This window comes from Gordonia sp. PS3, assembly GCF_041950545.1.
GTDB lineage: Bacteria > Actinomycetota > Actinomycetes > Mycobacteriales > Mycobacteriaceae > Gordonia > Gordonia sihwensis.
The window spans coordinates 1,162,051-1,181,469 of sequence record NZ_CP169524.1 but is presented as its reverse complement, the minus strand read 5'-3'; the positions used below and the strand labels follow the sequence as shown (position 1 = coordinate 1,181,469).

Genomic DNA, 19,419 nt, shown 5'->3' with positions numbered 1-19,419 from the left:
GCGCTCACGCCCGGGCGCTTCACGCGACCGCCCTCACCGACGGACCGATCGGCAGAGATGCGCGGACGGCGAAACCGCCGCCCGGCCGCGCCGCCGCGGTGAGACTCCCGCCGACGGCGTGGGCGCGTTCGGTCATTCCCAGGATGCCGTGCCCGCCGCCGACGGTCGCGCCGAGCGGCTGCGTCGCCAACCCGTTCACGATCTCGACGTCGAGTCTCCCCTCGTGCACGGGATCCTCCTCGATGCGGACCGCGATCGCCGCCCCGGGCGCATGGCGGGTGGCGTTCGTGACCGCCTCCTGAACGATCCGATACACGGCAGCGCCGACCGTCTGCGCCACCGACGAATGGTCGGAGGTGTCGGTCAGTTCCACATCCACGCCCACCGCCTGCACGCCCTCGATGAGTTCGGGGACGTCGCCGAGGCCCTGGACCGGAGCGAGCGCCGCGGTGTCCGCGGCGTCGCCGTGCGGGCGAAGCACGCCCAGCAGCTGGCGCACCTCGTCGAGCGATTCGCGGGCGGCGTCGGCGATCGCGTCGAACTCCGCCTTGGCCCCGGGCCCCACCTCCTCGGCATCGGCGGCCGCGGCCAGCCGGTAGGGTGCGGTCTGCGCCATCACCACCACCATCGACATGCGGTGCGCGACGATATCGTGCAGGTCGCGCGCGATGCGTGAGCGTTCGGCGAGTACGGCCTCTCGGGCTCGCAGCACCTCGGTCTCCTCGGTCTGCTCCGCGATCTCGCGCTGCGAGCGAGCACGGTAGCGCAGGAACGCGACGGCCATGCCGACGACGACCAGCCCGAAGATCCAGCCCACCAGCGCATCGAAGGGCAAGCCGACGACGAAGGCGCCCGCGACGGCGGCCAGCACCACTGGCAGCCGCTTGAGCGGCTGGGTCCACAGCGCCGCGACGGTCATCGCCAGCAGCGCCAGGAACAACGGGATCGGCATCGGCCACGGTCCGTCGTTGGGAACCAACGACGCGACGGCCGAGGTGATGACCGTTGACGCCCAGCCGTACCTGACCGCCTCCTCGCCGGCGAACACGAGCGCGATGCCGCCGCAGCCGAGGATCGCGAAGGCGGGCAGGAGGAACGCGGGCAGGCGAGTGACCTCGCCGAGCACCGGCCAGCACACCGAGATCATGCTGACCGCGGCCAGGGCGGCGAGCCAGTTGCGCCAGTGCGACAGGTATCGGTGCAGCGCCGGGTCGCTGATGCGGTCGAGCGCGATCCGGTCACGGACCCGCCCGACCGCGGCGGCGGTCCGGCGACGGACGGCAGAGGGAGACTTCACAGTTCGACGATAGGAGCCCGAGCCGGGTCGCCACCTCCCCCGCGAGAGTGAGATCCGACCGGTTCCCCAGTCGCAGGGTTCCCTGCGGTCTCACTCTCGCGCGCGGGGTGCAAGACCCCCGTTGCGAGCGATCCGGTGTGGTGCCACCCGGCCATAGCGTTCGGGACATGACCTCGAACACCTCCGCTGACTCAGCCGATTCCCCTGGGCGACAAGGTATCCGCCGGTGGGTCGTCCGGCTCTCGACCGGCGCGGCGTTGACCGTCGGAGTCCTCGGGCTGCTGCCGATCAGCTCGGCGCTGGCGGACTCGCATCGGGCCGCTCCCCCGGCCCGGCCGGCCACAGCCGCCGAACGCGCCATCGCGGACCTGGTCGGCGACCGTCCGCTCGACGCCATGCGCGATCTGCCCGCCGACTTCTCCCGACGACTCGGGTATCGACCGGTGGTGATCGACGGCCGCCCCCTCAACCCGGCCGGAGACTGTTCCTCGCCGGTCCCGTTGCCGGACCGATTCACCGACGCCTGCCGTGCGCACGATCTCGGATACGACCTGCTCCGGTACTCCGATTCCACCGGCCGGCCCGCGGGAGCCTGGGCTCGCACCGCCCTCGACGGCCGACTGATCGACGACATGCACGCCGTCTGCGACGATCCGCTGTGCCACGCCGCCGCCGAGACCGCGCGGACCGGCCTGGCGGTGAACACCTGGCGGCAGCATTCGGGCCCGCCGGTGCGCGAGTCGGGCGGCACGATCGTCCTCGGCTATCTCTCCCGAACCGCAGAGACAGTGGGGTTGCGATGAACCGCCTGCGGGTGCGTCCCGCGGTGGCCGCCGGCGCTCTCGCCGGTCGCCTGCTGGCTCTCGCCCCCGGCATGCTCCCCCGCTCCGCGCTGGTCGCCGCCGTCGCCGGCCTCGCGTTGACTCTTCTCGGGATGGCCGTCGGTGCCGGCGTCGGCGCGCTTCGAGACCGGATCGGTGACCGTCCACCTGCCCCGGTCTCTGGGGGCGTCCTCGCCGCCGGGCTCGTGGTCGCCGGTGCGGCCGTCGGGCTCGCGGCGCGTCACGAGTCGGCGGTCCGGGCCGCGGTGGGTGCCCCGCCGATCGGCCCCGGGTGGGTCCTGGCCGTGTGCGCGATCCCGGTCGCCGCCGCGGCCGCGGTCGTCGCGATCCCAGGACGGGTGTGGGCCGGCTTCGGAATGGTCGCGGTGGTCGCGGCGGCGTCGATCGGGCTGCCCGCGCCCGCACAGGCGTCGGGACCGGATGTTCCCGAGCGCCCCGTGATGCTCTACAGCCCGCTGAGCGAACCCGGCTCGGTCCGGGACCGCGCCGAGCGCCTGGCCGATCGCTGGGTGGCCGACGGCGGTCGCGAGGCACGCGCGGTCGTGGTGGCCGTGCCAACCGGCTCGGGATGGATCGACGCCGGAACGGTGGACGGCTTCACCGGGTACTTCGGCGGATCGGTCCGGGTCGTCGCCCTGCAGTACGACGACGTCGCGTCGTGGCGGGCGTTCATCTCCTCCCCGGATCGTGCGGGGACCTCCGCGTCCGCGGTCCTCGACGCCGTCTGGTCCCGTATCTCGGGCCTGCCCGAAGCGCGGCGGCCCCGCGTGTACCTCGCCGGGCAGAGCCTGGGAGCGGTGGGAGCCGACGCCGCGCGCCGCTGGGCGAACGACTCCGGGGTCGAACTCGCCGGGACAGTGCTCGCCGGGCCGCCGGCGGGGTCGGTCGACCGGGTCGCACCGTGCGAGCGGCGGGTGGTGCTGGCCAACGCCGACGATCCCGTCCCCGGGTTCGCTCCGTCGCTGCTGTGGCATCCGATCGACCGCATTCCCGGAGACGGCGACGACCGGCACCACAGCGAGTCTCCGCCGTGGCTGCCGGTCGTGTCGATGGTCGGTACCGTCCTCGACCTCGCGGGCTCACTGAAGGTTCCCGCGGGACACGGGCACCGTTACGGCGTCGAGCAGGGGCTCGCCGCCGGGAACATGCCGGCAGGCTGTCAGCCGACCGGCCCGCGGGCCGCCTCGTAGGCCGCACCGACCCGGTACAGCCGGTCGTCGGCCAGTGCCGGTGCCATGATCTGCAGGCCGACCGGGAGTCCGTCGTCGGAGGAGACCCCCGACGGAACCGACATCGCCGCGGTGCCCGCCAGGTTCACCGGCAGCGTGCACAGGTCGAACAGATACATCGACAGCGGATCGTCGACCTTCTCTCCGAGCTTGAACGGCGTGGTGGGGGTGGTCGGGGAGATCAGCACGTCGACGTCCTCGTATGCCGCGGCGAAGTCGCGAGCGATGAGCGTGCGCACCTTCTGCGCCTGACCGTAGAACGCGTCGTAGTAACCGGAGCTCAGCGCGTACGTCCCGATCATGATGCGGCGCTTGACCTCCGGGCCGAAGCCGGCCTCGCGGGTCAGTGCCATGACCTCGTCGGCGCTGTGCGAACCGTCGTCGCCGACCCGGAGCCCGTACCGCATCGCATCGAAGCGGGCCAGGTTGCTCGACACCTCCGACGGCAGGATCAGGTAGTAGGCGCCGAGCGCGTACGAGAAGTGCGGGCAGTCGACCTCGACGATCGTCGCGCCGAGATCGGTCAGCTGCTTGCACGCCGCCTGGAACGACTCCAGCACACCGGCTTGGTAGCCCTCGCCCTGCAACTGCTTCACCACGCCTATGCGCACACCCGACAGGTCGCCGGACGCGCCGGCGCGCGCGGCGCCGACGACATCGGGAATCGCCGCGTCGATGGAGGTGGAGTCGCGCGGATCGTGCCCGGCGATCACCTCGTGCAGCAGCGCCGTGTCGAGCACGGTGCGTCCGCAGGGGCCGCCCTGATCGAGCGACGACGCGCACGCCACGAGTCCGTAGCGCGACACGGTTCCGTAGGTCGGCTTGACGCCGACGGTCGCGGTGACCGAGGCCGGCTGTCGGATCGAGCCGCCGGTGTCGGTGCCGATGGCCAGCGGCGCCTGGTACGAGGCGAGTGCCGCGGCGCTGCCGCCGCCCGAACCGCCCGGAATACGCGTGGTGTCCCACGGATTCCGGGTCACCTGGTAGGCCGAGTTCTCGGTCGACGAGCCCATCGCGAACTCGTCCATGTTCGTCTTGCCGAGGATCGGGATGCCCGCGGCACGGAGCTTGGCCGTGACGGTCGCGTCGTACGGCGAGACCCATCCTTCGAGGATCTTGGACCCACAGGTGGTCGGGGCGTCGACGGTGGTGAAGACGTCCTTGAGCGCGATCGGGACGCCGGCCAGAGCGGACGGCGCCTCACCCGAAGCGATCGCCTGGTCGGCCGCCTCCGCCGCGGCGAGCGCTTCGTCGCCGCCGACGTGCAGGAATGCGCCCAGCTGTCCGTCGATCTGCTCGATGCGGTCGAGGTGTGCCCGGGTTACCTCGACCGACGACAGTTCGCGAGCGGCGATCTTGCCCGCGAGGTCGGCTGCGGACAGGCCTGTGATCTCGTTCGCGCTGCGGGTGTCGCTCACGCTCATTCCTCTCCCAGAATCTGCGGAACGGCGAAGCGCTCCTGTTCGACGGCGGGCGCCCCCGACAACGCCTGTTCTGCGGTCAGGCTCGGGACGACGACGTCCTCGCGCAGCACGTCGCGCAACTCGGCGGGATGTGCGGTGGGCGGCACGTCGTCGGCGGCCACCTCGGAGATCTGCGCGACGTGGCTCAGGATCGAGTCGAGCTGCGCCGCGTATCGGTCGAGTTCGTCGTCGTCGAGCGCCAAGCGGGACAGTCGCGCGAGATGCGCGACCTCGTCCCGGCTGATCGCCGGCTGGGAATCGGTGGACATCGTCGACCTCTCTACACACGCACTCGTCACGGAACACCGCACGAGCTCAGGACAGTGGGACTTGCCTACCAGGATATGCGGCCGCTTCGGACCGAGCCCGCGCGGGAGGTGTGCTCCGGGTGAATGATCGCGGAGTGGCCGGAGTGCACCGCACCGGTTAACTTGGACACATGATCATCGTCACCACCAACGAACTGCCGGGCTACCGGATCGAGCACGTGTTCGGCGAGGTGTTCGGCCTCACGGTGCGGTCGCGACACATCGGTTCCAACATCGGCGCCAGCTTCAAGTCGATCGCCGGTGGCGAACTCAAGGGCATCACCCAGTTGCTGCACGAGGCGCGTCATGAAGCGTTGAGTCGCTTGGCCGCCGAAGCTCAGAGCAAGGGGGCCAACGCGGTTCTCGCATTCCGCTTCGAGACGAATGAGTACGCCGGATCCGGCGGCGTCGAGGTGTGCGCGTACGGCACGGCTGTGGGTGTGCGTCCGCTCGAGCAGCAGCCGCGCTGACTCCGGTGTCGTATCTGCTTCGCGTTCTGCTGAACGACCGTCCCGGCAGTCTCGGCATGCTCGCCGTTCAACTCGGCGCCGTCGGTGCCGACATCCGCTCGCTCGAGGTGATCGAGCGAGGCGAGGGCTACGCCGTCGACGACCTGGTGGTCGACCTGCCCTCGGGTGCGCTGCCCGACACCCTCATCACCGCCGCGGAGAAGGTCGCGGGCGTGCACGTCGACTCTCTCCGTCCGCACGACGGGGTCCTCGACACGCATCAGGAACTCGAGTTGATCGACCTCGTCGCCGCGGGCGGCAAGGACCGCCTGCAGGTGCTGGCCGACTACGCGCCCCGTGTGCTCCGCGTGTCGTGGGCGATGGTGATCTCCCGCCCCGGTCCGGACGTGCTGCGCCTCTACGGCAGTTCGGGAGCCCCCGAGACGGCCCTGGAGACGGCCGACTGGCTGCCCCTCGACCGGGCGGTGGCGTTCGACTCCGAAGCCGAATGGATCCCTCAGGGATGGCGTGACATGGGGACCAGGCTGGCCGCCGCCCCCTTGGGCGACGACGGCAAGGCCCTGCTCCTCGGCCGGATCGGCGGTCCCGACTTCCGCCCTGCGGAAGTCGCGCGCCTGGGCTACCTGACCGGCATCATCGCCACCGTCCTGAAGAGAAAGCCGAACACCCAGGGCGGTTGAGCGAGCGCTCCAAGGCTGGTTGAGCGAGCGCTCCAAGGCTGGTTGAGCGAGCGCAGCGAGTCGAAACAGCATGCGCAGTCTCGATACGCGCGCTCGCTACGCTCACACGCTCACTCGACGAACCTGGGTCTTCCCCGGCCAGCTGAGCGAGCACCTCCCAGGCCAGTTGAGCGAGCGCAGCGAGTCGAAACAGTACGCGCAGTCTCGATACGCGCGCTCGCTACGCTCACACGCTCACTCGACGAACCTGGGTCTTCCCCGGCCAGCTGAGCGAGCACCTCCCAGGCCAGTTGAGCGAGCGCAGCGAGTCGAAACAGCACGCGCAGTCTCGATACGCCTGCTCGCTACGCTCACACGCTCACTCGACGAACCTCGGCTAATCCCCAGGCTGGTTGAGCGAGCGCAGCGAGTCGAAACAGTACGCGCAGTCTCGATACGCGCGCTCGCTACGCTCACACGCTCACTCGACGAACCTAGAAACTTCCGCGAGCGCAGCGAGTCGAAACAGCATGCGCAGTCTCGATGCGCCTGCTCGCTACGCTCACCGGCTCACTCGACGGACCTGGGGTCTTCCGCGAGTCGAAACGGCGCACGCATCAATCGTCCTCCGACTCCGACTCTCCCGCAGACCCGGTCGCCAGCAATTGTTTGAAGCCGTCCTCGTCGAGGATCGGAACGCCTAATTCTTCGGCCTTGGCGGCTTTGCTGCCGGGCGAGTCGCCGACCACGACGTAGTCGGTCTTCTTCGACACCGAGCCCGACGCCTTGCCGCCGCGCACGATGATCGCCTCTTTGGCTCCGTCGCGGGAGAAGTCGACGAGCGAACCGGTGACCACGATCGTCTTGCCGTCGAGCGTCCGCTCGATCGACTCGTCCCGCTCATCGGCCATGGCCACCCCCGCGGCACGCCATTTGGCGACGATCTCGCGGTGCCAGTCGACGGCGAACCAGTCGTGCACGCTCGCCGCCCGCGTGGGGCCGAGACCGTCCACCTGCGCCAACTCGTCGACGGAGGCGTTCTGGATGCTTTCGAGGTCGCCGAAAGCGGTGGCCAGAGCCCGCGCCGGGGTGGGCCCGACGTGGCGGATCGACAGCGCGACGATCACCCGCCACAGCGGGACCCGCTTGGCCTTGTCGAGGTTGTCCAGGAATCTCCGACCGTTGGCCGAGAGCGCACCCGACTTCGTGGTGTACAGGTCGGTCTTGACCAGATCGTCGGCAGTGAGCGAGAACAGGTCGCCTTCGTCGGTCAGCACGCCGCTCGACAGAAGTGCTTGCGCCCCTTCGTATCCGAGCGCTTCGATGTCGAATGCGCCGCGGCCCGCGAGATAGAACAGCCGTTCGCGCAGTTGTCCCGGGCAGTAGCGCTGGTTGGGACAGCGGATGTCCTTGTCGCCCTCCTTCGCGGGGGCCAGTTCGGTTCCGCACTCGGGGCATCGAGTCGGCATCACGAACTCGCGTTCGGTACCGTCGCGCAGTTCGACGACCGGACCGAGCACCTCGGGAATCACGTCGCCGGCCTTGCGAATGGTGATGGTGTCGCCGATCAGGACGCCTTTACGCTTCACCTCGAAGGCGTTGTGGAGTGTCGCGCGGGAGACGGTCGATCCCGCGACCAGCACCGGTTCCATCAGCGCCCACGGCGTGACGCGGCCCGTCCGTCCGACGCCGACCATGATGTCGAGCAGTTTGGTCGTGACCTCTTCCGGCGGGTACTTGTACGCGATCGCCCAGCGCGGTGCGCGTGAAGTCGCACCCAGCCGGCGCTGGCGCGTCACATCGTCCACCTTGACGACGAGGCCGTCGATCTCGTGTTCCACCGAGTGCCGGTTCTCGCCCCAGTACGCGATCGCCTCGATGATCTCGTCGGCCCCGGTCACCTTCTTCGTGTGGTCGGAGACTGGCAGCCCCCACTCGCCCAGCGCGAGGTAGGCCTCGTGCAGCGACTCGGGCCTCCAGCCCTCCACCTTCCCGATCCCGTGACAGATCATCCGGAGTCGGCGCCGCGCGGTGACCTGCGGATTCTTCTGGCGCAGAGAGCCGGCGGCCGAGTTGCGCGGATTCGCGAACGGCGGCTTCCCCTCTTCGACGAGGGAGGCGTTCAGATTCTGGAAGTCTTCGACTCGGAAGAACACCTCACCGCGGACCTCCAGGAGTTCAGGCACCGGGCGCACCGAATCGTCGAGATCGTGCGGAACGTCGGTGATGGTGCGCGCGTTGAGTGTCACGTCCTCGCCGGTGCGGCCGTCGCCCCGGGTCACTCCCCGGACCAGCGTGCCCTTCTCGTACACCAGCGAGAGCGCTACCCCGTCGATCTTGAGTTCGCACAGGAACTCGGTCCCGGCGCCGATCTCGGCTTCGGTACGCGAGACCCAGGTGCGCATCTCGTCGTAATCGAAGACGTTGTCGAGCGACATCATCCGTTCGAGATGGTCGACCGAGGTGAAGTCGGTCGAGAAGCCGCCGCCGACCAGCTTCGTCGGCGAATCGGGCACCGCCAGTTCGGGATGCTCGTCCTCGAGTGCCTGCAGCCGGCGCAACAGCGAGTCGAACTCTCCGTCGCTGATCACAGGCGCGTCCTGGACGTAGTAGCGGAACTGATGCCCGCGAACCTCCTCGGCGAGCAGCGCCCACTCCCGCGCCCAATCGGCGCCCGCCTCCGCTGCGGCCGATCCTGCCGTGTCTGTCCCCTCGCCCTCACTCACGCGTTCAGGTTAACCGAGCCCTGCGACATGGCCGCGTCCGACGAACGCCGACACTACGCTTACCGGCATGCCGCACCCCATCATGTTCTCCGACGACGATCCGATCCTGCAACGACTCCGAACCGTGGCACTGGCACTCCCGGAAGCCACCGAGAAGGTTGCGCACGGCCGTCCGACCTTTCGCTGCGGCAAGATGTTCGCCATGTACGGCGGCGGTGAGAAGGGCTCCAAGATCCGCCGCGACACCGCGCTCCTGTTCATCCCCGACCCGCTCGAGCGAGAGGCGCTCATCCAGGACGCCCGCTTCTTCGTCCCCGCGTACGTCGGCGCCTACGGATGGCTCGGCATCGACCTGACCGCCGACTCGGACTGGGACGAGGTGGCCGAACTGCTCGACGCCAGCTTCCGGCAGGTGGCGCCCAAGCGCGCGGTCGCACAGTTGGAGAGCGACGTCTGAGACGTCCGGAACGGGCGCCGATCGGCCGGGGCCGCGACGACGCTACGAGGAGCGGTAGTCCGGATCCGCGGCCAGTCCCGCGGCGATCTCCGACGACAGCGACAGGGCCCGCGTCGCCCACGATCCCGTGGCCCCCGCGAGGCCGCATACGGGTGTGACCAGGATGTTGTCGCGCAAGACCCGACGCGGCAGGCCGATCCGGTCGATCAGTTCGGTGAGACGACCGGCGAGCGTCTCGGCGTCGACCGGGGCCTCCGGCTCGGTGGCCGGAACCAGCCCCGCAGCGAGCACTCCGTCGCTGTCGACGAAGGCTCCGAGCCGGTCGTAGTCGGCGTCCGGTCGCAGTCTCGTCAGATCGATCGACAGCGCGACCCGCTCGAGTCGATCGGTCAGGTCCCACCGCGGGCGTCGACACGAATGCAGAAGAACGGGCACGTCGAGGCCGTCGACGACGCCCTGCATCAACTCGGCGGCGTCGGGCGCCGGGATCGGCCGAATCGGGTCGAGGCGGGTCAGCGGGGTGACGGTGCCATCGATCACCCGCCCCACGTCGGGTTCGTCGAGCTGCACCAGCACCTTCGCGCCGAGCCGTCGCGTCACCTCGGCGACGTGCCCGCGCAGTCCCTCGGTCAGCGACGCCGCGATGTCACGAACCGCACCGCGGTCCTTGACGATCTTGTGGCCTCCGCGCAGCTCGGCGTTCGCGGCGAAGGTCAGCGGCCCGCACGCCTGCACCTTCACGGTTCGTCCGGAGCCGACGAGCCCGGAGGCTTCCCAATGCTCCTCGAGAGCATCGAGGTCCCAGCGCAGCCAGTCCCGCGCGCGCCGCGTGGTGGTGTTGGGGTGATCGGTGAGCCGGTAGGCGTGATGCACCATGTCGAGCGGCAGGTCGACGAGCAACGCGCCGGTCCGGCCGATCATGTCGGCTCCCACTCCCCGCGCGGGGAGTTCGGGAAGGAACGGCAGATCGAGTTCGCCGCTCGCGATGCGCACCGCCTCGGACGGATCGGTGCCGGGCATGGAGCCGACGCCGGTGCCGACTCCGGCCGGCAGCCCCGTCCCGGCCGCCTGCGCTGTCACTCCGAGCCGGTGATCCGGCCGCAGCCGATCACCAGGTCGCCTTCGACCTCGTCCGGAGCGTAGAGCACGGCCGCCTGCCCACGCGCCACACCGCGAAGCGGCTCGCGCAGATCGATCCGGATGCCGGGGCCGTCGGGGCCCTCGACCGGCGTCGCGACTGCGGGCGCGAGTCCGCCGTGCGCGCGCACCTGCACCACGCACTCCACCGGGCCGTCCGGGGTGCGGCCGGAGGTCCACACCGCCTTACCCGCGGTGATCGCGGTGACCTCGAGATCGGCCGCGGCGCCCACCGTCACCGTCCCGCTCTCCGGATCGATCCCCGTCACGTAGCGCGGACGGCCGTCGGCGGCGGGCGCCTCGATCCCGAGGCCCTTGCGCTGACCGATGGTGAATCCGTGGACGCCGTCGTGCTCGGCCAGCCTCTCGCCCGTCGCCGAGTCGACAACGGCCCCGGGCCGCACGCCGATCCGCGCGCCGAGGAAGGCTCGCGTGTCGCCACTCGGAATGAAGCAGATGTCGTGGGAGTCGGGCTTATCGGCGACCGCGAGCCCGCGGCGTTCGGCCTCCTCCCGGATCTGCGGCTTCGGGGTGTCACCGACCGGGAACATGGCACGCGAGAGCTGCTCGTGGTCCAGGACGGCCAGCACGTACGACTGATCCTTGTCGGCGTCGACGGCACGGCGCAGTTCGCCGTCGGCCAACCGTGCGTAGTGCCCGGTGGCGAGCGCGTCGAAGCCCAGCGCGACCGCGCGTTCGGCCAAGGCCGCGAACTTGATCTTCTCGTTGCACGACAGGCAGGGGTTCGGCGTCTCACCGGCCGCGTACGAGGCGACGAACTCGTCGATCACATCTTCTTTGAAACGGTTGGCGAAGTCCCACACGTAGAACGGGATGCCGAGCAGGTCGGCCGCGCGCCGGGCGTCGTCGGCGTCCTCGCGCGAACAGCAGCCGCGCGAACCAGTGCGCAGGGCACCGGGCGCCGTCGACAACGCCAGATGGACTCCGACCACCTCATGACCGGCGTCCACCGCACGCGCAGCGGCGACCGCCGAGTCGACCCCTCCGCTCATCGCTGCGAGTACCCGCATCAGCTCTCACCTCCAGCCCGCGCTCCGACCGCCGACAGCAGTCCGGCGGCCCGGGCACGATCGACCACCTCGCCGATCACCTCGCCGACCAGGTCGACGTCGTCCTCCGTATTGCCGGTTCCCAGCGAGAACCGGAGCGATCCGCGGGCGGTCGCAGTGTCGAAACCCATCGCCAGCAGCACGTGGCTGGCCGCCGCGACACCCGCGGTGCAGGCCGATCCGGTGGAGCACTCCACTCCCTTCGCGTCGAGGAGCATGAGCAGCGAATCACCCTCGCACCCGTCGATGGACACGTGCAGCACGCCCGGCAGCGCGAGGTCGGGCTCGATGGGCAGCGCACCGTTGATCCGCACACCGTCGACGGCGCCCAGCACTCCCGCGAGCCGGTCGCGCAAGGCGGCGACGCGCCGGGAATCGGTGTCGCATCCAGCGACCGCCGTCCGCAGGGCCGCCGCCATTCCCGCGGCCGACGCGACATCCGGGGTCCCCGACCGGAGGTCACGCTCGTGACCGCCGCCGTGGAGCAGCGGCACGCAGGCCACGTCACGGCCGATCACCAGCACTCCGGTCCCCTGCGGACCGCCGAACTTGTGTGCCGCGACAGTCATCGCCGACAACCCGCTCGCCGCGAAGTCGACCGGCAGGTGGCCGACGGCGGCTACGGCGTCCGAGTGGACCGGAATCCCGGCTTCGGCGCCGAGCCGGGCGATCTCGGCGATCGGCTGCACCGTCCCGACCTCGTTGTTGGCCCACATCACCGAGATCAGCGCCACCTCGCCGGCGTGCTCCTCGAGCGCCGCGCGCACCGAGTCGGGACTGACGAACCCGTGACCGTCGACCGGCAGCACGACGAGTTCGGCGCCGGCCTCGTCGGCGAGCCACTGCGCCGGATCGAGAACCGCGTGGTGTTCGATCGCCGAGATGACGATCTTGCGGCGCCGAGGGTCCTCACGGCGGCGCGCCTCGAAGATCCCCTTCACCGCGAGATTGTCGGATTCGGTGCCGCCGCCGGTGAAGATCACCTCGGACGGACGGGCTCCCAGGTCGCGGGCGATCGACTCGCGCGATTCCTCCAGCATCCGTCGGGCCGCCCGGCCGGAGCCGTGCAGCGAGGAGGCGTTCCCCGGGTGTGCCCACGCCGCCGCCATCGCCGCGGCGGCTTCGGGTACTAGCGCGGTGGACGCGGCGTTGTCGAGGTAGACGGGAGGGTAGGGCAGCGACATGACGCGCTCCACGATAGTCGCACGTCGCACTGCCCGGAAATCACCGGGCCAGTTGTCCGACTCGGAGCACGCCGCGCGGATCGTGTTGGCCGGCGAGCGCACGCAGCCAGGCGCGTGTCTGCTCGTCATAACAACGCGCCGTCACGCCGGCGTCGGAGGTCGCCGTGAAGTTCGGCAGCCGGTATCCGTCGGAGTACGCCGACATGGTCTCCACCAGTCCCGCGACCGCGACCGGAACCTGTTCCGCGATCGGCGGCGCCAGAATCCCGACCGTGTACAGATGCAGGGGCGCCGATCGGTGACAGAGTGCGCTGTCGACCTGCGGCGTCCGCGCGAACCGGCCGCCGAGCAGTCGCAGTTCCACCATGAGGAGAGGCGATTCGACGTCCGGTCCGGCGGAGGCCAGGATCGCGTCGACCGCTTCTTCGGGGAGTTCTCGCAGCAGGCAGCCGTCCTCAGCGACCGGCATCGGGTCTGCGGGATCGGCGTGGATCGCGCCGATCGCCGCGTAGGGCATCGTGCCGACCGCATCGAGCAGCGGGGGCGCGACCGCACGTATGGGCGCGAACAGCCGCTGCGCCTCATCGCGCGAAGTCAACGCGGCGTAGCGGACGGCGACCGTCATGCGGCCGGCGAGCATCGGCGGCACCGTCGGCAGCTCTGGCAGTCGCAGCAGTGCCACGGAGGTGTTCGCCTCGACCGGCAGCGAGGCACTCCATGTCCGCCATTCACGCAGAACCGCGGGTGCGTCGGCGCCGTCGAAGTACATCGCACCGGCGTACAGTTCCGGGATCGGCAGCAGATCGATCACCGCCTCGGTGACCAGACCGAGAGTCGCTTTGCCGCCCCGCAGCCCCCAGAACAACTCGGCGTTCTCATCGTGCGACGCCCGGACCACCCGTCCGGCACCGGTCACGACCTCGAACGAACGGACGTGGTCGCTGGAGGATCCGACAGTTCGCACCAGCGGACCGATGCCGCCGCCCGTCAGGAATCCGATCACGCCGACAGACGGTGCCGACCCGCACAGCGGGGCCAGACCGTGCGGTGCGGACTCGTCGAGGACCCGCTGCCACCGCACCCCGGCGCCGACGCGCGCGGTACGCCCTGCGGGATCGATCTCCAGGGTGTCGAGACCGCCGGTGCGTACAAGCAGCGAGCGCCCGTCGATGGGAATCGCGCCATGCCCGGTCGAGTGGACGGCGACAGTCATCCCGTTGTCTCCCGCGAACGTCATCACCGCGGCGATGTCCGCGGCGTCGGCAGCGTCGACGACCGCCCAGGGGCGGCGTGACACGGCGACGTTGAATCCGATCGTCTCGTACCCGTCGTCCGACGGCCGGTGCACCGCTCCGCGTACCCGCGTTCGTAGGTCGGCGATGTCGGCGCGATCGATGGCGTGTGAGGTCATGGCATGTCTCCCGGTTCACGGCGGCGCGGGGATCCGCACCTGTCCCGAACCGACTGTCACTCAGTGCGCTTGCATCCTTCTTGGACTGCCCTTGGCACACTCGTCCTACGCTCGGCGGCGTGCGCGACGTCGGCTACTGCCTGGAGGCCCAGCGCACGGGCCTGCGCGGCGATCGCCGCGATCTCCCTCGCACGGTCGGCCGAGTCAGGTGCCCGCAGAGCTTCGAAGAGGCGGCAGCGCAGCAGCCCGGGCCGGCTGTCCCCGGCGATCGAGAGCGCTCGTGCGCGACCCAGCGCCGCGTCCGCGGCCGCATCGTCACCGATCAGGTCGTAGAGGCCGGCGAGCGCCAGGTCGACGGGGCCGACGCAACCGACCTGACCGACCGTCGCGATATGCCCCGCGTAGGGGGCGAGCACATCGATGAACGCCCGCGCGTCGTCGACGAAGCGCTCCTCGACCACGAGATTCGCCAGCACCACGGCCTGCGCGAGCGACGTCCAGATCATCGGGCGGTCGTCCGCCCGCCAGAGATCGATCATCGACTGGACCAGCGCGGCGTCGCCGTGCTCGACGGCCACGGTCGCCACACCCGCGGCCAGCAGCGTCGATACCCGATTGTCGGGCGCCGCGGACATCACCGTCCGCACCCATTCCATGCGGTCCCCGCCGCCGGTGCCGAGCACCTCATCGACGACGTCGTCGAACACGCCCCGCTGATTCGCCGTCGCCATCAGCGCGAGCGCCCCGGAGCCCGCAACATACAGTTCCGTCTGCCGATGGACCGCGAGGGCGGTCCGGAAGTGCTCTTCGGCAAGCGCGAAGTCGCCGTGCCAGACCGCCAGCGCGGCCTCCATCCAGCGCAGTTGCGCGCGCAGGACCGGCAGTCGCATGCGCTCACTGCCTGCGATCGCCGCACGCAGACGAGCCTTCGTCTGCGGGATGTCGCCGAGCGTCATCGCGGCCATCGTCACGACCGAACCCGCGATCACCTCGTCGAGTTCGGCATCCGCGTGAGGCAGCGCGGTCAGGTCATCGGCCAGCGAGATCAGCTCGGCCGCGCGTCCGGAGACCCCGGAGTAGGTGATGAGGCGCGCGAGAATCGCGTCGGCCATCACATCGGGATCGCCGACCGCAGCGGCCACCTCGGCGGCTCGCTCCAGAAGCCCGGCAGGCACCGAGGCGTCCCGGTGATAGCAGTGTCCGATCGCGAGCGCTCCCAGCACTCGAACCAATGCTATGGAGTCGCCGTCGACGATGTCGACCGCTGCGGTGAGGACCTCGTGCAGCGACCCGGTCTCGGCGGTCGGCGAGATCCACGGCCAACCACCGCCCGCACGCAGTAGAACACCCGCGAGACGCCCTACCGTGACAGTGCTCCCGTCACGCATCGCCCGCACCAGCATGGCCTCGACCGTGTCCAGGACGAGCTGAGCCCGTCCGGCGCGGACCTGCGCGTGCAGCATGCCCGTAAGCAGCGCGTCCCGCTCGTCGACCGACGCTTCCGGACCCGCCAGTGTCTCGTGTGTCCGGAGCGCGCGGCTGAGCCAGTGCGCTGCGCTCTCCGAGTCCCAGCGGACCGCCGCATCGTGCGCCGCCTCCCGGCAGGCGGCGACCACGTCGGGCACCTCGGCCACCGGCAACGCGTCGAGCAGGTGCGCTGCGCGGCGGGCGCTCATCTCCGGGCCGCTCCGCGCCGCGAGCAGTTCGGCGGCCCGCAGATGGATCCGGCAACGGCGCAGCGGCGCGAACATCGTCTCGGCCTCGTCGCGCAGAAGTGCGTGGGCGAAGGTCAGTCCACCGCTGCTCGGCAAGGGGACGACGATCCGCTCGTCCGCGGCTTCGTCGAGACAGTCGGCGACCGCGTCGACGCTGCGGGAGGTCAGTTCCGACAACATCGCTATGTCGATCTCCTCGCCGATCACCGCGGCGTGGCCGATGACCTCGCGGACGGTCGGATCGAGTGTCGCCAGCCGGCGACCGAGCACCGATCTGACCGCCGCCGGGATCACGTCGCGGCGCTGTTCCTCCGGCAGCCGGGCATACTCGGTCACATACAGCGGATTGCCACCGGTCCGGGCCACCAGCTGGTCGAGTTCGGCGGCCGACAAATCGGTGTCCGCCACCGCCCGCACCAGCTCACCGACCGCCTCGCGCGACAGCTCCGGCACGTCGAGCAGTCGGCCGCCGGATCGTGCGACGGCCTCGCGGAGCGACTGCGCGGCGTCGGTCGCCTCCTCCTCCCGCAGTGTCAGGACGACGGTGACCGGCGCATCCCGAAGTACCGGCGCAAGGTAGCGGAGCAGTCCCAGCGACATCGCATCGGCCCACTGGACATCGTCCACGACGATCGTCAGCGGTTTCGTCGCGCTCTCGTGTTCGAGGAGGGCTTGCACGCGGTCGTAGACCTCGAAACGGGCCGCGTCGGCGTCGGCGCCGTCGGAGACCGTCAGCAGATCCGTGTCCGCGTTCAACGCGCGGCAGAGCTGGCGCAGGGGCCACCATGCCGGAACGCCCTCGGTGTCCGGGCAGCGCACCCACACAGCCCGATCCCCCGCCGCCTCGGCGAGGTGGACCGCCTCCTCGGCCAGACGAGTCTTGCCGATGCCGGCGGGTCCGGACAGGATCAGCCAGCGGGTGCCGGTGCCCGCCGTACGCAATTCGCGGAGCACGCGCACCGCATCCTCCCTCCCGACGAGCGGCGCCCCGATATCGCGGGCCACCTCGCCCGCGAGCTCTTGCGTCTCGACGGGCTGGACGGCTCGCGGTTCCGGGGACGACACCGGCCGGGCGCCGGTCCAGCGAGGAGTCAGCGGCCAGGCTGCCAGCTCGGGGTCGTGCCTGAGCACCGCACCCTGCAGCTCACGCAGTTCAGCGCTCGGGTCGAGGCCGAGTTCCACGTCGAGATCGCGGACATACGCCGCGTACGCTTCGAGAGCGCTCCCGGCCCGACCGTCGCGATACAGTGCGACCATCCGCAGCCAGACGCTCCGCTCCCGGAGCGGGTCCTGGCGGCACAACTCAGTCGCGGCGACGAGTGCGGTCGCCACATCGCCGTGCGCAAGGAGCGCCGCGATCTGAGCCTCGGTGGCCGCACGCCGCAGCTCGGTCGGCGCCGTCGACTCCACTTCGATCCAATCGCGGTCCTCGAACTCCTCCAGCAACGGCCCCCTCCAGAGCGCCAGAGCGGCTGTCGAGGCAGACAGCGCGGTCTCCCAGTCAAACGCGTCGACCGCATCGCGCGCCTCGCCGGCCAGTCGCCCGAACTCCAGCAGATCGAACCGATCCTGGCCCACCGCCAACCGGTAGCCGGGACTGACCCGCTCGATCGGAGACGCACCGGATGCGTCACGCAGCAGTCTGCGGAGATTCGAGATGTAAGCCTGCAGACTGGTCGCCACCGCCGCGGGCGGATCGTCTCCCCAGACCGCGTGCACCAGCCGATCGGTCGAAACGACGGCGCCACGGGCCAGCAGCAGCGCCGCGAGGACCGCGCGCTGCTTGGGCGACCCGGGGTCGACGGGCATGCCGTCACGCCGAACGACGAGTGGCCCCAGCACCCGGTACTCAAGCATCACAGCCCCAGCTCATCCCGTCGATTCTAGAATGCGACGCGCGGGCGGTCGTCGGCTTCGGCAGGCGTCGCATCCGATCGCGCCTGCCTGATCCACACTGCGGCCGCTGCCGCTCCCACGAGAGCCGTCCCACAGCTCACCCACAGTGCCAGCCGCAGACCGTCGACGAATTCCGCCGGGGATCCGCCCGCCAGGACGGACTGCGCGGGGAACAGGGCTCCCAGCGCAGCGACACCCAGTGCGATCCCGGACTGCCGAAAGGCGTCGTTGATTCCCGCGGCCAGTCCGGCATCGTCACCGTGGCTCTCACTGAGCACGACACCGCTCATCACCGGATTGAACACCCCGGCGCCGATGCACGCGACGACGAATCCGGGAACCATCACCAGACCGCTGCTGTGCACACCGCCGATCGTCATCATCGCCATCCCGACCGCGACCGCCACCAGCGAGAGCGCGAGGGCCCGGCCGGGCGGAACAGAGGTCAGGAAACGGTCCGTGACACCGGCGACGGCCAGCATGACCACAGTTCCCGGCAGATACACGAGCCCGGCGCCGATCGGCGACATGCCGAGGACACCCTGCAAGTAGACAGTGACGTACACGAAGACCGCGAACATCGACGCCGAGATCGCGAAGACCGCGACCTGTGCGCCGGCGAATGAGCGATTCGCGAACATCGCCAGGGGCAGCATCGGCTGGTCTACTCTCCTTTCGACACTGATGAATCCTGCGAGAGCCGCTACCGCGACGGCGAAGGCGGCCACCGTCGCGCGATCGGTCCAGCCCCGCTCGTTCGCCTCGACGAGGCCGTAGGTGAGCGCGGCCAGTCCGATCACCACTGCGAGTTGTCCCCGGCGGTCGCCGCGTCGGGGCGCGCTGCTGCGCGACTCCGCGACGTGGCGCACCCCCGCCAGGATGACGAGGCCGACCGGCACGTTGATGAGAAAGATCGATCGCCAGGCGAGCAATTCGGTGAGGAGACCGCCGAGCAGCGGACCGACCGCGAACGACGCGCCGATGGTCGCGCCGTACACCGCGAGCGGCCGCGCCCGATCGGACCGCCGGGGAAACGCGCCGGCGAGCAGAGCGAGCGACGAGGCGAACAACAGCGCGGCGGCCAGCCCCTGCACCACCCTGGCGACGATCAGCATCGGCATGCCGACAGCGGCCGCACAGAGGATCGACGCCCCGGTGAATCCCACGGTGCCGAGGATGAACACCCGTCGTCGCCCGTAGCGGTCCGACCATGCACCGGCGCTGAGCACGATAGTCGCGAGTGCGAGCGTATAGCCGTCGACCACCCACTTGAGCGAGGCCATGCCGGCATCGAACTCGCGCGCCATCGCGGGAAGGGCGGTGTTCACCACGGCGATGTCGAGCATCAGCATCGCGGTGGCGGCGCAGACCACCGCGGTCGTCATCGTCTGGGAGAGGTCCCGGCCGCGCCGGGAAACTCGATCAATGTGTTCCATTAGTCCTGACCTCGTTCGTTGAGATTGACGAGAACAGGTTCCGGGGCGGTCCTTGGAAGCGCCTTGCCGCGCCCATGGCCCCGCGGTCACAGTGCGTCCGGCGATGCGGCTGCCGACCC

Annotated in this window: 15 protein-coding genes; 5 read left to right on the top strand and 10 right to left on the bottom strand. The window is 70.3% G+C overall.

Annotated elements, in window-relative coordinates:
• Window positions 1-19 precede the first annotated feature (19 nt).
• Entirely contained in the window at window positions 20-1,297 is a 1,278-nt protein-coding gene (locus ACE11G_RS05430; protein ID WP_006895923.1) for a sensor histidine kinase, read from the bottom strand.
• A gap of 167 nt (window positions 1,298-1,464) precedes the next feature.
• Between ACE11G_RS05430 and ACE11G_RS05425 the strand changes: the two genes are divergently transcribed.
• Both ACE11G_RS05425 and ACE11G_RS05420 read left to right on the top strand, forming a co-directional pair.
• Window positions 1,465-2,100, top strand: coding sequence for a hypothetical protein (locus ACE11G_RS05425; RefSeq protein WP_081598084.1), 636 nt, complete (start codon window positions 1,465-1,467; stop codon window positions 2,098-2,100).
• Entirely contained in the window at window positions 2,097-3,329 is a 1,233-nt protein-coding gene (locus ACE11G_RS05420; RefSeq protein ID WP_006895921.1) for an alpha/beta-hydrolase family protein, read from the top strand. Before ACE11G_RS05425 ends, ACE11G_RS05420 begins: the two co-directional genes overlap by 4 nt.
• On the opposite strand, the gene gatA is transcribed toward ACE11G_RS05420, so the two are convergent.
• Entirely contained in the window at window positions 3,299-4,792 is a 1,494-nt protein-coding gene (gene gatA / locus ACE11G_RS05415) for an Asp-tRNA(Asn)/Glu-tRNA(Gln) amidotransferase subunit GatA (protein ID WP_006895920.1), read from the bottom strand. The two genes, ACE11G_RS05420 and gatA, sit on opposite strands and share 31 nt — an antisense overlap.
• Complete coding sequence (gene gatC / locus ACE11G_RS05410) at window positions 4,789-5,100, bottom strand: Asp-tRNA(Asn)/Glu-tRNA(Gln) amidotransferase subunit GatC (protein WP_006895919.1); 312 nt, start codon at window positions 5,098-5,100, stop codon at window positions 4,789-4,791. The genes gatA and gatC overlap by 4 nt, the downstream gene beginning before the upstream one ends.
• A 170-nt stretch (window positions 5,101-5,270) precedes the next feature.
• On the opposite strand from gatC, the gene ACE11G_RS05405 reads away from it, so the two are divergent.
• A complete protein-coding gene (locus tag ACE11G_RS05405) occupies window positions 5,271-5,609 on the top strand; it encodes a YbjQ family protein (protein WP_006895918.1) in 339 nt (112 codons plus the stop codon).
• Between the two features lie 5 nt (window positions 5,610-5,614).
• Window positions 5,615-6,289, top strand: coding sequence for a hypothetical protein (locus ACE11G_RS05400; protein ID WP_006895917.1), 675 nt, complete (start codon window positions 5,615-5,617; stop codon window positions 6,287-6,289).
• Window positions 6,290-6,885: 596 nt separating this feature from the next.
• Here ACE11G_RS05400 and ligA read toward each other — a convergent pair.
• Window positions 6,886-8,994, bottom strand: coding sequence for an NAD-dependent DNA ligase LigA (gene ligA, locus ACE11G_RS05395; RefSeq protein ID WP_006895916.1), 2,109 nt, complete (start codon window positions 8,992-8,994; stop codon window positions 6,886-6,888).
• 67 nt (window positions 8,995-9,061) lie between these two features.
• Here ligA and ACE11G_RS05390 point away from each other — a divergent pair, with 67 nt between their 5' ends.
• Window positions 9,062-9,451 (top strand): MmcQ/YjbR family DNA-binding protein, encoded by a 390-nt coding sequence (locus tag ACE11G_RS05390; protein WP_006895915.1) that lies wholly within the window; start codon window positions 9,062-9,064, stop codon window positions 9,449-9,451.
• A gap of 42 nt (window positions 9,452-9,493) precedes the next feature.
• Here ACE11G_RS05390 and ACE11G_RS05385 read toward each other — a convergent pair whose 3' ends face one another.
• The 6 genes from ACE11G_RS05385 to ACE11G_RS05360 are packed head-to-tail and all read right to left on the bottom strand — an operon-like array spanning window position 9,494 to window position 19,300.
• Window positions 9,494-10,531: a hypothetical protein gene (locus ACE11G_RS05385; protein WP_006895914.1), complete on the bottom strand. Its 1,038-nt coding sequence runs from the start codon at window positions 10,529-10,531 to the stop codon at window positions 9,494-9,496.
• Window positions 10,528-11,619, bottom strand: a complete 1,092-nt coding sequence (gene mnmA / locus ACE11G_RS05380) for a tRNA 2-thiouridine(34) synthase MnmA (RefSeq protein ID WP_346077064.1) — start codon at window positions 11,617-11,619, stop codon at window positions 10,528-10,530. The genes ACE11G_RS05385 and mnmA overlap by 4 nt, the downstream gene beginning before the upstream one ends.
• The gene (locus ACE11G_RS05375) at window positions 11,619-12,842 is read right to left on the bottom strand and encodes a cysteine desulfurase family protein (protein WP_222111523.1); all 1,224 of its coding nucleotides are present in this window, start codon (window positions 12,840-12,842) and stop codon (window positions 11,619-11,621) included. The genes mnmA and ACE11G_RS05375 overlap by 1 nt, the downstream gene beginning before the upstream one ends.
• Before the next feature lie 40 nt (window positions 12,843-12,882).
• Window positions 12,883-14,253: an FAD-binding oxidoreductase gene (locus ACE11G_RS05370; protein ID WP_346077061.1), complete on the bottom strand. Its 1,371-nt coding sequence runs from the start codon at window positions 14,251-14,253 to the stop codon at window positions 12,883-12,885.
• Between the two features lie 56 nt (window positions 14,254-14,309).
• On the bottom strand, window positions 14,310-17,825 hold the full coding sequence (locus ACE11G_RS05365) for a BTAD domain-containing putative transcriptional regulator (RefSeq protein ID WP_062366976.1): 3,516 nt from the start codon (window positions 17,823-17,825) through the stop codon (window positions 14,310-14,312).
• 26 nt (window positions 17,826-17,851) lie between these two features.
• Window positions 17,852-19,300, bottom strand: a complete 1,449-nt coding sequence (locus ACE11G_RS05360) for an MFS transporter (RefSeq protein WP_375003905.1) — start codon at window positions 19,298-19,300, stop codon at window positions 17,852-17,854.
• Between the last annotated feature and the right edge of the window lie 119 nt (window positions 19,301-19,419).